Below are 13,399 nucleotides of genomic sequence, written 5' to 3'. Positions count from 1 at the left end.
CTATTTCGTTGATGATGCGGCAGAATGGCCAATCTGCTGTCAGCGGCTGGCACGCCACAGCGCGATCCGGTCACGCATGCGATAGGTCTGGATGAAAGCAGGCATGAACCAGGGATTGCCTCGATAGAACGGGATGAAGGCCGGCGGCCGGAAGTCAAAGGCCGTGCGCGCCTGCTCCTCATGTCCCATGAGCTTGTGGGCCGCATGCATGCCGATCCACGGCGCCCAGACGACGCCCGAACCGCAAAAGCCGGTAGCATAGACGATGCCGTCCCTCTCGAAGATGCGAGGAATCATGTCGCGATTCATCGCCACGTTGCCGAACCAGCTGTGCGAAAGGCGAACGGCTTCCAGCTCAGGAAACAGATTAATCAGGCCCTCGCGGAGTAGCAGCTTCGGAGCCACGGGATCGCCGACGCGGGAGCTGTCGCGGCCACCGAGCAGAATGCGTTTGCCATCGGGCGAAGACCGGTAATAGAAGCCGACCTCCCTGTTCTCGGTGATCGTCATGCGCTTCGGCATCAGCCGCGCCATGACCTCGGACGCGAGCTCCTCGGTCGCAATGATCCGGCTGCGAACGGGCACCAGCCTGCGACGCAGGAAGGGCACGGCGCCATCGGTGTAACCGTTCGTGCAGACCAGCACCTGACGGGCCTGTACCGAGCCGACCGCGGTGACGACGCGGAATCCGGCGCCATCTCTTTCGATCGAGATCACGGGCGTCCGCGCGTGGACCGTCACGCCAGAAGCGAGCGCGATCCGCAGGAGTTCGGCGTGGAATTTCGCTGGGTGCAGCCCGCCGATGTCCATCCGAGCCGTGCCGCCACGATAGACATCCGTGCCAATGTACTTTCGCTGCTCGGCATAGGGAACTGCATAGGCCTCTATTCCCAGCTTCGTCGCAAGCCTCTCCGCAGTGCGAGCCATGGCTTCGTATTGTTCATGTCCGAACGCGCCTTTGAACTGCCCGACCGGTTGGAAGTCGCACGCGATCCCTTCCGTCTTGATGAATTCGTACAGGAACTCGCGTGCAGCCTTGCCTTCTGCTTCGATCGCCAGCGCCTTCTCTTCGCCAAACCGCCGCGTGAGCGTCGCATAATCCGGACGAATGCTTCCACTGGTGATCCCACCATTGCGCGTGGAAGCCCCTTCCCCGGGATGCATTGCATCGAAAGCTGCAACTGAACGTCCCTCGCGCGCCAATACCAGACCGGCCGAAAGTCCGGCGTAGCCCGCGCCCACAATCAGCACGTCGAGCTGTTTGGACAATGGCTGCGGAGACAGCGGCTTCAGCGGGGCGGCTTCCCACCAATAGGGCGTCGCCTTCTCGTCAATTCTCGGCGCGTGCATGGCGTGTTCTTCTCTTATGTCTTCCGCGGATTGGCCCACAGCGATCAAAAGTTGTCGTTTCGAACGTCGAGGGCATCTCGCAAGCCATCGCCGATGAAGTTGAAGCTCGTCACGGCGATCGTGATCGCGGCACCGGGAATGATGGCGAGCCATGGGGCGCTCGCCAGATATTGCTGGGCGCCGTTGAGCATGTTGCCCCAGCTCGGCAGCGGCGGCTGGATGCCGTAGCCGAGGAAGCTGATATAGGCTTCCAGAAGAATCGCGCGCGCGACCGCCAGGCTGGCGGCGACGATGATGGGACCGATGGCATTGGGCAGGATCTCGCGGAACATGATATGCTTCCGGCTCAGTCCCACCATGCGCGCGGCCTGGACAAACTCGCGCTCGCGCAGCGATCGGACCTCCGCCTCGACGATCCTGGCAGTCTCCATCCAGCTCGTGACGGCAATGATCACGGTGATCATCACCGGGCTCGGCCGCAAGGTCGCGGCCAGGGCCAGCACGAGGAAGATCGAGGGATAGGAAAGAAACCCATCCACCACGCGCATGAGTACCGCACCAATCCAGCCTCCGCGATAGCCGGCCGTCACTCCGATCAGCGTGCCGATCAGCGTTGACAGCAACATAGCGGAGAACCCGACCAGCAGCGAGACGCGTCCGGCCATGAACAGCCGCGCAGCCAAGTCGCGCCCGAGCGGGTCGGTGCCAAGGTAATGCTGACCGCTCAGAGGCGGAGCAAAGCGGGCGCGCAAGTCTATGTGGAGGGAATCGTATGGCAGAGCATAGGGGCCAAGAATGCACGCCAGCACAAGCACGGAGATCATCACGATTCCCGCGAGCGCCAAATGGTGACGCATGAAGCGATATGCCGCGCGGCTGTGCCACCAGCGTGTGGGGGCTGCGTCTGCTACCATGGCGGTCATACCTGCTGCCTCCTTTTGACAGACGAGAACGCCTGGCCTCAGCCTAGGCGAATGCGCGGATCGACTGTCGCGATGACGATGTCCGCGATCAGGTTGCCGAGCACGACCATGACGGCCGAGAAGATCAACAGCCCCATCACGACCGGATAATCGCTGTAGCCGAGGCTGTCGAGAAACAGCCGGCCCATTCCGGGCCAGGTGAACACCGTCTCGGTGACCAATGCGCCGGTCAGAATGCTGGGCAATTGCATCCCTGCCAGGGTGATCATTGGCAGCAGCGCGTTGCCAACCACGTGTTTCAGCAAGATGCGGCGTTCGCTCACGCCCTTGGCGCGCGCCGTCTTGACGAAATCCTGGCTCAGCGCATCGAGCGTTGCCGTGCGCATGTACCGGCTCCAGACAGCAACATGAACGAGCGACAACACCAGACTCGGCAGGATCAGGTGATGCAGATAATCCAGCACCGAAGCGTCGCCGATCGTGTACATGTTGCCTGCCGGCACCCAGCCGAGCTTCAGCGTGAAGATGTAGATGCCGATGAGCCCGAACCAGAACGTCGGGACCGACAATGCGACCATCGCACAGATCGTCGCAGTGTAGTCGAACAGGGTATAGCGATGGGTGGCACCGCGGATTCCGATCCAGGTGCCGACCGCGATCGCCAGGGCGGTGGACGTGCCCATCAGCAGCAGCGTCGCCAGCAGATGCCGGCCGATCACCGCCAGCACCGAAGAGCCATCACGGAAAGAGTGGCCCCAATCGCCCCGAACCAGCCGCCAGGCCCAGTCGAGATACTGGATCCACAGCGGACGGTCCAGCCCCAGCTGGGCTGTGAGCCGCTGCACGTCCTTCTGAGACATGCCGGGATCAAGTCCGAATTGCGCGAGGGGACCACCCGGCATGAGGTTGAGAACGGTGAAGCCGATGATCGAGACGACCACCAGCAGCACGATGCTCTGCGAGCAGCGATTGAGCAGGAACCTCGGCATAGGAGTCACCATGTTGGCGTTGCAGCATCACTCCACCGCCGGCCTGGCCACAGGGCCTCGGCCGGCAGCACATCAGCTCGCCCAATACCAGGCCAGCGCGTTCCAGGACTCCGTGCGCGTATTGCCGTTCGGCACGAAACCGTTGATCCCCTTCTTGAGGCCCTCGACCGCGTTGCTCTGATACAGCGGTAGGAAAGGCAGGTCGCGACGCACGAGTTCCTGGACCTTGAAGTAGATCGCGCGCCGCGCTTCCGGATCGAAGCTGCGTGCGCCCTTGTCGAGCAAAGCGTCAACCTCCGGATTTGCGTATTGCGCATTGTTCGAGCCGCGGCCGCCCTTCGCTGCGACCGAGCGCGAGTGCAGGCGATTGGTGACGTCTGGATCGGCGCCAATCAGATAAGAGCTGCCGACGATCACGGAATCGAACTGCGATTGCACCCAGAAATCGCCCCACATCACGGCGGCGGGCAGGTTCGAGATCTTCATCTCGACGCCGAGTTGCGCAAAGGTCTGCTGGAGGAACTGCTGCACCTGTTCACGAAGGGGATCGCCCGACGTGGTCGAATTGGTAAAGGACAGGCGAACGCCGTTCTTGGCACGAATGCCGTCCGCGCCCTTTGCCCAGCCAGCCTGATCGAGGATCTTGCCCGCGCGATTCACGTCAAATTGGTGCAGGGGCAGATTGGCGTTGAAGAAGTAGGACTGCCGCGGCATGAACGTCTCTGTCGGGGTCGGCACCCCGTAGTAGAGCCCCTGGATGATCGAGTCCTTGTCGATCGCCGCGTACAGCGCTTCTCGTACCGCAAGCTCCTTGAATTGCGGCCGCTCGAGGTTCAGGTAGAAGGATTCGAACGAGGTCCTTGGGACGAGCGTCACCACACGGTTCGTCAGCGTCTTGGCTTCCCCGTAGTGATCAGGCGTGATGTAGGGCTGACCTACCAGATCGACGTCGCCACTCTTGAACTGGGTGTAGAGGACGGTCAGATCTGGAATGTATTTGAAGACCAGCGTCTCGATGTGAGGGCCTTCTCCAAAATAGTCGGGGTTCGCCACGAGCTCGAGATGATCGCCGGCGACCCGCTGGCCCCACTTGAACGGCCCGGTGCCAACCGGCGCCTGGTTGAAGGCGGCGCTGTTCGGATTGGCCTCTTTCTCGAGGATGTGCCTGGGCACGATGAAGGTTTCGGTCAGGAACGACAGATACGGTGCAAAGGCCTCTTCCATTCGCCATGAGATCTCCGTGGGCGAGATCACCTTGATGTCACGCACAAGAGCATGGCCGGCCGTGCGCCAGCTGCGGAAGTTGGGATTCATGATCAGCTCGAGCGTGAACTTCACGTCCTCGGCGCTGAAAGGCGTGCCGTCGTGCCAGCGAACGTCGTCACGCAGGCGGATGCGCCACTTGAGACCGTCCTCCGAAATGCCGCCATTCTTCTGGTCCGGCACTTCCAGGGCAAGGTTGGGTTGAACGACGCCTTGAGGATCGATGCGGAACAGCGCATCGAAAACCGAAAAATGCACACCATCATCGACCTCGATGTGCACCATCAGCGGATTGAATACGGTCGGCTCTTGACCAAGGCCGACGATCACGCGGCCGGTTTGCTTCGCTGGAGACGTGCGCGCGAGGGCGGGTTTGTCCAGCAGATTCGATCCGGCAAAACCGGCCGCGCCGGCAATCATCAACTGGAGAGCGCTACGCCGCGAATAGATCGATGCAGTCTTTGCTTCAGTCATGACGCCTCCTCATTTGTGACTGTGTCCGGCCAATGTCGATTGACTTCCAATGGCGCGGGCGCTGCCCTGCCGCTCGCCGGGGATGGCAGCGACCAGTTCCCGCGTATAGGCGGATTTCGGATTCAGGAAGATCTGCGACGGGGGTCCGTGCTCGACGACCTGCCCCCGATGCATGACTGCGATTTCATCGCAGATCTGGCCGGCCACGCGCAGATCGTGTGTGATGAAGATCATCGACACACCCGTCTCCCGCTGAATCTGGTCCAGCAGCTTCAGGATCTGCGCCTGGATCGATACGTCGAGCGCGGAAACCGCTTCGTCAGCGATCAGCAGCTTCGGCTTGAACATCAGCGCCCTGGCGATTCCGATGCGTTGACGCTGGCCACCCGAGAACTCATGGGGATAACGATCGAACGTTCCCGCATCCAGGCCGACATGGGCCAGGAGCTCTCGCGCCTGCTCACATGCGTCCTTGCGAGGCACTCCATGCGCGATTGGACCAACCGTCAGTATTTGCCCGACCGTTGATCTCGGATTGAGCGAGGCAAATGGATCCTGGAAAATCATCTGGATCTTTGGCCGAAGTGGCCGAAACTCGGCTTCGGAAAGCCGGGCAATATCGCGTCCCTCGAACAGGATAGAGCCGCTGTCGCTGTCGAGGAGCTTGATCAACAATCGCCCGAGCGAGGATTTGCCGGAGCCGCTTTCTCCGACCACGCCCAGCGTGCGTCCCGGCGAGAGGTCGAACGACACCCCGTTAACCGCGGGCACGATCCGCTGCTTGCCGAACAGCCCACTGCCACTGCGGTAAGTCTTGACCAGACATTCGACCTTCAGAATGGAAGACTCCGCCGCAACTTCCGCCGGCACGCGATCCTTGCCGGTCAGATGCGGTACGGCTGCGATCAGGCGGCGCGTGTAGAGATGGCTCGGGGACTTCAACACCTGCTCGGCGTTTCCCTGCTCCACGCAGTGACCCTTCTCCATCACCACAACGGAATCGGCAATCTCGGCCACGACTCCGAAGTCATGGGTAATGAACATCACGCTCATCCCCTTGCGGCGTTGGATGTCGCGGATCAGTTGCAGGATCTGCGCCTGGGTCGTCACGTCAAGTGCGGTGGTCGGCTCGTCCGCGATCAGGATCGCAGGCTCGAGGGCCAGAGCCATGGCGATCATCACCCGCTGCCGCTGCCCGCCCGAGAGGCGGAACGGATACTGATGATACATCAGCGGCGGATCCGGCAGGCCCACCTCGGTTAACAGTTCCATGGCGCGGTTACGGCGGGATTTCGGCGTACCCATCCGGTGCGCCGCCATCACTTCCTCGATCTGCGCGCCCACTGTCATCAGCGGATTGAGCGCGGACAGCGGGTCTTGGAAGATCATCGAGACGACACGGCCGCGGAGATCGCGCAGACTCTCCGGCGAGAGCCCTACGAGGTCCACGCCTTCCAGACGGATTGCTCCCGAAGACACGCGGATCGATTTGGGCAAGAGGCCCATGATCGCATTGGCCGTGACTGACTTGCCAGAGCCGGATTCTCCTATGATGCAGAGGATCTGGCCGCGCTTCAGCTCAAAGGAGACGTTCTCGACCGCGTGCGCCCGCTCCATGCCCGCCGGCAAGCTCACGGTAAGATCGCGGACCGCGAGCGCTACTTCTTCCGAGGCCACACACTGCGGGGCAGAGGTCATCTGAACATTCTCCCCTTTCAAGCGCGTCCCATGATCCCGTTGCGGATCGGCACTTCGGCCCCGTTTGCCGCCGCCACGCTCGAACAGATCAACAACTCGTCGCTCATTCTGCCATTCTCCGCGGGGTGAATACGACATGATTCAGAATGGCTGCGCTACAGGTAAAGGCGTCGCTGAGTGCAGGCGACAAAGTCGAGCGGATTGTTCGAACAATGAGTCGAGGTCCGAGAGGCTGCCATTGGCGCCCAGCTCGATCGCTTCGGCAGAGGTCTCCTCCCAGACAAGGCACATCGCGCGTCACCTTTTGAATTCTGCCCGTTGATCGCCATTGATCCGGTATTCGCAAGTCTGGCTGCTTCAATCATCCCGGAGTCGCCGAAACGCGACGGATCAGCAGCATGAAGTTCTAAAAACAAAGCTCGATTTGGCATTTCGGTCTGCGGCTACCGGCGCGCGTGTTCGGGGGTTGCCGTCGATCTCCTCATCTACGATTTGCCCGTGCAAGCGAAATATCCCGCAATAATTGCCTGTGCCAAAAGCAGCAAACCGCAGGATATTCCGCCTGACCCTGAAAGTCCGCAGCGTGTCTGCCGTGCCTCCTCGGCTACGATACAGCCCTCACCGGAGATTCCCGCCCAATGAGCGCGCCGCTCATGCATATCGAATCCAGTCCGACACTGCCTCGGGAGGCCGACGTCGTCGTCATTGGCGGCGGAGTGGTTGGCGTGTTCACAAGCTATTACCTGACGCGTCGAGGCCTCAAGGTCGCGCTGCTCGAAAAGGGCCGCGTCGCCGCCGAGCAATCCAGCCGCAACTGGGGATGGTGCCGTCAACAGAACCGCGATGCACGCGAGTTGCCAATCGCAACCAAGAGCCTCGATCTCTGGGAGAAGGTTGCCAAGCAGACCGGTGAAGATACCGGCTTCCGCCGCTGCGGCCTGTTGTATTTGTCGAACGACGAAAATGAGCTGGCGGGTTGGGCAAAGTGGCGAGACTTCGCCAGGACGGCGGGCGTCACGACGCACATGTTGAGTGCGGAGGAAGCGAATGAGCGAGGCAAGGCGACGGGCCGCAGGTGGAAGGGGGGCGTCTTCTCTCCAACCGATGGGACGGCAGATACCTCGAAGGCCGTGCCCATTGCCGCGCGCGCGATCATGGCGGCGGGTGGCACCGTGCACCAGCAATGCGCGGCGCGCGGCTTGGAGCTCATTGGCGGCCGGGTCAGCGGGGTCGTGACCGAAGCCGGCACGATCCGGACCAAGACAGTGGTTATGGCAGGAGGCGCATGGGCCTCCTCATTCTGCAACCAGTTGGGAATTCGTTTCCCTCAGGCATCCGTGCGTCAGTCCATTCTCGCTTTGGCTCCTGGCGCTGTGGGCCTGCCTGATGCCCTGTACGCCGGGCTGGTGTCGGCCACGCGACGCGGCAATGGCGGATACACGCTGGCAATCAGCGGGCGCGCGCGACTAGATCCGACACCGCAGCAATTCAGGTTCGGCCGCGAATTCCTGCCGATGTTCGCCCGCCGGTGGCGAAGTCTCGGCGCCGGAGCCTTCGAGGGCTGGAGGCAGGGTCATGAATCCCTGGCGAAATGGGCCCTAGACGAAGTCACTCCTATGGAGCTGAACCGGACGCTCGATCCTCGCCCTCACATGAGGCAGATCCGGCAGACACATCGACGAGCTTGCGAGTTGCTGCCGGAACTCCGGGGCCTTACCATCTCAAACGCCTGGGCCGGCTACATCGACAGCACGCCGGACGGCATTCCCGCAATCGGCGAAGTTGAGTCTATTCCAGGGTTCATCCTTGCGGCGGGATTCAGTGGCCACGGCTTCGGGATTGGGCCCGGCACCGGGCACATGATCGCCGACATCATCACCGGTCGTGCGCCGATCGTCGACCCGCGTCCCTACAGGCCGGAGCGGCTGAAAGGGAGCGCCTGGGGCAAGGTCAGCGAGTTCTAGATCCCCCGGTTGGGAAAAGATGCTGGTGATGTTATGACAGTGTGCTTGATGCTGAAGCCTCGGAGCCTTGACGCCATTGTCTCACCCTATCTCATGGCATTGCGATGAAGCTCGATAAGATCGACATCAGGATTTTATGCGAACTGCAAAAGAACGGGCGGATCTCCAACGTCGAGCTCGCGGAGCTGATCAACCTTTCGCCGAGCCCGTGCCTGATGCGCGTCAAGAGGCTCCAGTCGGAGGGCTTCATTACCGGCTACTCCGCCCAGATCGACGTTGCCAAGCTCGGACAAACCCTGACGGTCTTCGCTGAAATCACCCTCAAGAATCATCGGCAGATTGATTTCGCACGCTTTCTCACGACGATCGAGAAGATCGATTCCGTGGTCGAATGCCATCTGGTCTCGGGCGGGTACGACTATCTGGTCAAGTTCATCACCGCAGGGATCAGCGAATACCAGGCGGTCATGGAACGCCTGGTCGAGATGGATATCGGCATCGACAAGTACTTCAGTTTCGTCGTGCTGAAGTCCCCGATCGTGAAATCCCATCTGCCGCTCGAAAGCATCTTCAACGGCTAGAGAACAGCTCGGTCCTTATCCTTTCATGGCCGCGCGGACGTCCTTGTCCTCGAGCGTTTGGTCGAGCGTGGTTCTCGTCCGCTCAATAATGGCATCGATATCGCCATCCGTGCAGCAGAGCGGGGGCGCATAGCCCAGCACGCCCTGGGCAAAAGCGCGGATCACGAGACCGTTGTCCCATGCGCGGTCGAAAATGCGGCGCGCCGGGTCGGCTTCCGCCGGCAGCGGCGTCTTGCGCTCCTTGTCCGTCACGAGCTCGATTGCAGCCAGCATGCCGCGCCCCCTGATATCGCCGACGAGCGGATGATCGGCCAACGCGCGAAGGCCCTGCATCAGGCGATGGCCGGCCTTGCGGCCGTTTTCCAACAAGCCGTTTTCATAGAGGTCAAGGCAGGCAAGTCCAACGGTCGCGCTGACGGGGTGGGCCGAATAAGTGTAACCGTGGCCCACGGCCGCCTTGCCGGCGCCGTCGGCAATGGTGTTGTAGACGCGGTCCGACATCAGAACGGCCCCCATCGGCACGTAGCCCGAGGTCAGTCCTTTTGCCGTCGTCATGAGGTCAGGCACGACGTCGTCGTCTTCACAGGCGAAGAGCGGACCGACACGGCCAAAGCCGGTGATGACCTCATCGGCAACAAACAGAACATCGTGTTCCCTGCAAACAGCATGCATCGCCTTCAGCCAGGACGGCGGCGGAACGAGGACGCCCCCTGATCCCTGGATCGGCTCGACATAGAAGGCGGCGACGCGCTCGGCGCCAAGCTCGGCGATCTTCGCCCGCAGCGCGGCGACCGATGCCGCAATGATAGCCTGGGGATGCGAACCAACGGGATTGCGGTAGGCGTAGTGCGACGGGATCTTATGCTGCCAGTCGTAGGGTACTCCGAAGCCTGCATGAAAGGCCGGCAGCGCGGTCAAGCCCGCGCCTGCCGTCGACGATCCGTGGTAGCTAGACTCGAGCGAAATGAACTGGTCCTTCTGCGGCCTACCCGTGACATGATAATAGAACCGAATGAACCGGATCGTGCTGTCGACGGCATCGGAGCCGCCCAAGGTGAAATAGACATGGTTCAGATCGCCAGGCGCCAATTCGGCCAGCCTGGCGGCCAACCGGATGGCGGGGTCGGAGCCCAATCCGAAATAGCTCGTCGCATAAGGCAGTTCGCGGAGCTGCCTCGTCGCCGCTTCAATGATAGTGTCCTGTCCGTAGCCGGCATTGACACACCACAAACCCGCGAAGCCGTCGAGCAACTGACGCCCCGAGACATCGGTCAACGTCGCCCCCTTCCCTGACTTCAGCACGCGGACGCCCGTGGCCTCGTGGCTGCGATAGGACGAGACCGGATGGATCAGATGCGCGCGATCGAGTTCAATCAGCGAGTTGCTCAACATGTCGTCCTTCCAGATTAGCCGCAATGCTTGTGGGGGCCACCCCGATGTCTTCAGGCGTAGCGTAGGCTGACCGCGACAGCAGTTGCTCCCAGGCAGGACAGCGACGAAGGGCATTTTGACTTTCATGGACGACCGACGCGGCATCTTATGCCGGCATTCAGCGGCGCACGTAGGTCGGGGGCTCAGCGTCGAGATCCCTGTTCCCGCAACTCTCTGCCAGATCTCCGATCCGATACGACACAATCTGCTCCCGGCCGCCGCGACATCGGCGCTTTGTCATGGCTGCCGCTCGCTATGATGCCTGTCGTACCGGCAAGCGGTGCGTGAGATCGCAAGGATTGGAGCTATGGCGACGTTCAGACCCAAATACATCACCTTCGACTGCTACGGCACGTTGACGAATTTCGACATGGCCGGCGCTGCCACGCGCGTCTATGGTCGGGAGCTGTCGTCCGCAGCGATGGCAAAGCTGATCAAGGATTTTTCGGCCTATCGCCTGGACGAGGTTCTCGGCGCGTGGAAGCCCTATCTCGACGTCGTGCACGATGCGCTGGAGCGCGCCTGCAAGCGCAACGGCATCGCGTTCCGGCCGGAGCATGCCGAGCGCATCTATCGGGAGGTACCAACATGGGGCCCGCATCCCGACGTTCCGGCAGGCTTGGCTCAGGTTGCAAAGGAAATCCCGCTGGTCATCCTGTCGAACTCGATGAAGAATCTCATCATGTCGAACGTCGAAAAGCTCGGCGCTCCCTTCCACATGGTCATCACGGCGGAGGAAACAGGCGCCTACAAGCCGCACATGAAGGGCTTCGAATATATGCTGGACAAGCTGAGCTGCGGGCCGGAAGACATTACTCACGTCTCCTCCTCCTTCCGCTACGACCTGATGACCGCCTACGATCTCGGCATCAAGAGCAAGGTGTGGGTGAACCGCGGTCACGAGCCCGGGAATCCATTCTATGAATACACCGAGGTCGCTGGCATCGATGGGCTTGCTGCGGCAGTCGGCCTGGAGCCCCTGCGCAAGAGCGCCTGAGCGCAGTTTCTTTTCGGAATCTCTCGCGGCACTTCAGTTCTTGTAAAACTTCAATAGAGATCTGCGCTGCAAATGAAAAAGGGGGCGGTTCAGCCGCCCCCTTTTCTTGTTTCAGATACCGATCCGATCAGTTGCTCAGTCCAGTCCGCCGACGTGGAGCGCCTTGGTCTCGAGATATTCTTCTATCCCGAGCTGAGATCCCTCGCGTCCGAGGCCCGATTGCTTGACGCCGCCGAACGGCGCAACCTCGGTCGAGATCAAGCCGGTGTTCAGGCCGACCATGCCGAACTCCAGCGCTTCGGCAACACGCCAGGAACGCTTCAGGTTTTCAGTGTAGAAATACGCCGCAAGACCGAATGGCGTACCGTTGGCGATCGCAATCGCCTCGTCCTCGGTCTCGAACCGGAAAAGCGGTGCGACCGGCCCGAAGGTCTCCTCCGAAGCGAGCAGCATCTCGGTGGTCGCGTCGCCGAGCACGAGAGGGCGTGCAAATTGCCGACCTTCCGGCACCGCCTCACTCTTCGCGATGATCTTTGCACCCTTATTCAAGGCGTCGGCGACGTGCCGCTTGATCTTCTCGATCGCCGCGGCATTGATCATTGGCCCAATCGCAACGTCGTCTTCCGTGCCGGGACCGACCTTCATTTTTGCGACCTTGCTGGCAAGCTTCCGGGCGAAGGCGTCGAAAATGCCTGATTGCACGAGAATGCGATTGCAGCAGACGCATGTCTGCCCGCCATTGCGGAATTTCGACGCGATCGCTCCTTCGGCAGCCCGATCGAGATCCGCATCGTCAAAGACGATGAACGGCGCATTGCCGCCGAGCTCGAGGCTGAGCCTCTTGATGTTGTCGGCAGCGCCCTTCATCAGCAAAGCACCGACGCGGGTCGATCCGGTGAACGAGATCTTGCGGACGGCTTCGTTGGCCATCAGCTCCTGGCCAATTTCCGTCGGCATACCCGTCACGACGTTGATCACGCCCGCCGGAATTCCGGCCCGCTCAGCCAAAACAGCGATGGCTAGAGCCGAAAAAGGCGTGAATTCAGATGGTTTGATCACCACCGTGCAGCCCGCGGCAAGCGCGGGTGCCACCTTCCGCGTGATCATCGCATTTGGGAAATTCCAGGGCGTGATGATCCCGCAGACGCCGACCGGCTCTTTCAGCACCAAGATACGGCGATCGACGGTGGGCGCGGGGATCGTCGATCCGTTGATGCGGCGGGCTTCTTCCGCGAACCATTTGACGAAGGATGCGCCGTAACGGATCTCTCCGAGCGATTCAGCGAGCGGCTTGCCCTGTTCCAGCGTCAACAGGAGCGCCAGATCCTGCTCATGGTGCCGCATCAGCTCGTACCAGCGCTCCAGCAGCGCGGCGCGCTCTGCATGAGCCTTGGCCTTCCAATGCTTGAATGCAGCGGCCGCTGCGTCGATTGCTGCCCTGGTTTCGTCTCGGCCCATATCGGGGATGGTGCCAAGCACTTTCTGGCTCGCAGGATCGATGACATCGACGGTGACTCTCGCGCACGCATCCCGCCAACTGCCGCCGATCAGCGCTTGCTGGCGAAACAGATCCTTGTCTTTCAACGCAATCATGGCCTTGCTCCCTCATGGGGCCTCTCCCGCCATCACCGCCTCGATGTGCGATTGGCGAGACGAAGCCGTCTCGTACGAGCAGTACAGGACCGCACGCCGCATTTTTCATTGAGAATGAAGTGACCGGCCGCGTTGA

10 protein-coding genes are annotated in these 13,399 nt (G+C 61.3%); 3 read left to right on the top strand and 7 right to left on the bottom strand.

Annotated elements, in window-relative coordinates; all coding sequences use genetic code 11:
• Positions 1 to 39: 39 nt before the first annotated feature.
• The 5 genes from XI06_RS10010 to XI06_RS09990 all read right to left on the bottom strand — a co-directional run bounded on the left by XI06_RS10010 (position 40) and on the right by XI06_RS09990 (position 6,697).
• Positions 40 to 1,350 (bottom strand): NAD(P)/FAD-dependent oxidoreductase, encoded by a 1,311-nt coding sequence (locus XI06_RS10010; RefSeq protein WP_271605217.1) that lies wholly within the window; start codon positions 1,348 to 1,350, stop codon positions 40 to 42.
• A gap of 44 nt (positions 1,351 to 1,394) precedes the next feature.
• Entirely contained in the window at positions 1,395 to 2,273 is an 879-nt protein-coding gene (locus tag XI06_RS10005; RefSeq protein ID WP_271605216.1) for an ABC transporter permease, read from the bottom strand.
• 38 nt (positions 2,274 to 2,311) lie between these two features.
• Positions 2,312 to 3,262 carry an ABC transporter permease gene (locus XI06_RS10000; RefSeq protein ID WP_271605215.1) on the bottom strand — a complete coding sequence of 317 codons (951 nt, stop codon included), beginning with the start codon at positions 3,260 to 3,262 and terminating at the stop codon, positions 2,312 to 2,314.
• Positions 3,263 to 3,334: 72 nt separating this feature from the next.
• Positions 3,335 to 4,999, bottom strand: coding sequence for a peptide ABC transporter substrate-binding protein (locus tag XI06_RS09995; protein ID WP_271605214.1), 1,665 nt, complete (start codon positions 4,997 to 4,999; stop codon positions 3,335 to 3,337).
• Positions 5,000 to 5,008: 9 nt separating this feature from the next.
• Positions 5,009 to 6,697, bottom strand: coding sequence for an ABC transporter ATP-binding protein (locus XI06_RS09990; protein ID WP_271605213.1), 1,689 nt, complete (start codon positions 6,695 to 6,697; stop codon positions 5,009 to 5,011).
• A gap of 638 nt (positions 6,698 to 7,335) precedes the next feature.
• Between XI06_RS09990 and XI06_RS09985 the strand changes: the two genes are divergently transcribed.
• Positions 7,336 to 8,661, top strand: a complete 1,326-nt coding sequence (locus tag XI06_RS09985) for an NAD(P)/FAD-dependent oxidoreductase (RefSeq protein WP_271605212.1) — start codon at positions 7,336 to 7,338, stop codon at positions 8,659 to 8,661.
• A 104-nt stretch (positions 8,662 to 8,765) separates the two neighbouring features.
• Positions 8,766 to 9,242, top strand: coding sequence for an Lrp/AsnC family transcriptional regulator (locus XI06_RS09980; protein ID WP_084805038.1), 477 nt, complete (start codon positions 8,766 to 8,768; stop codon positions 9,240 to 9,242).
• A 15-nt stretch (positions 9,243 to 9,257) separates the two neighbouring features.
• On the opposite strand, the gene XI06_RS09975 is transcribed toward XI06_RS09980, so the two are convergent.
• The gene (locus XI06_RS09975) at positions 9,258 to 10,634 is read right to left on the bottom strand and encodes an aspartate aminotransferase family protein (protein WP_271605211.1); all 1,377 of its coding nucleotides are present in this window, start codon (positions 10,632 to 10,634) and stop codon (positions 9,258 to 9,260) included.
• Between the two features lie 346 nt (positions 10,635 to 10,980).
• Here XI06_RS09975 and XI06_RS09970 point away from each other — a divergent pair, with 346 nt between their 5' ends.
• The gene (locus XI06_RS09970) at positions 10,981 to 11,670 is read left to right on the top strand and encodes a haloacid dehalogenase type II (RefSeq protein ID WP_271605210.1); all 690 of its coding nucleotides are present in this window, start codon (positions 10,981 to 10,983) and stop codon (positions 11,668 to 11,670) included.
• A 135-nt stretch (positions 11,671 to 11,805) separates the two neighbouring features.
• Here XI06_RS09970 and XI06_RS09965 read toward each other — a convergent pair whose 3' ends face one another.
• The gene (locus XI06_RS09965; RefSeq protein WP_271605209.1) at positions 11,806 to 13,263 is read right to left on the bottom strand and encodes an NAD-dependent succinate-semialdehyde dehydrogenase; all 1,458 of its coding nucleotides are present in this window, start codon (positions 13,261 to 13,263) and stop codon (positions 11,806 to 11,808) included.
• Between the last annotated feature and the right edge of the window lie 136 nt (positions 13,264 to 13,399).

The organism is Bradyrhizobium sp. CCBAU 11434 (assembly GCF_028128895.1).
Taxonomy (GTDB): Bacteria; Pseudomonadota; Alphaproteobacteria; order Rhizobiales; family Xanthobacteraceae; genus Bradyrhizobium; species Bradyrhizobium zhengyangense.
This window is presented reverse-complemented; position numbering and strand designations above follow the sequence as displayed.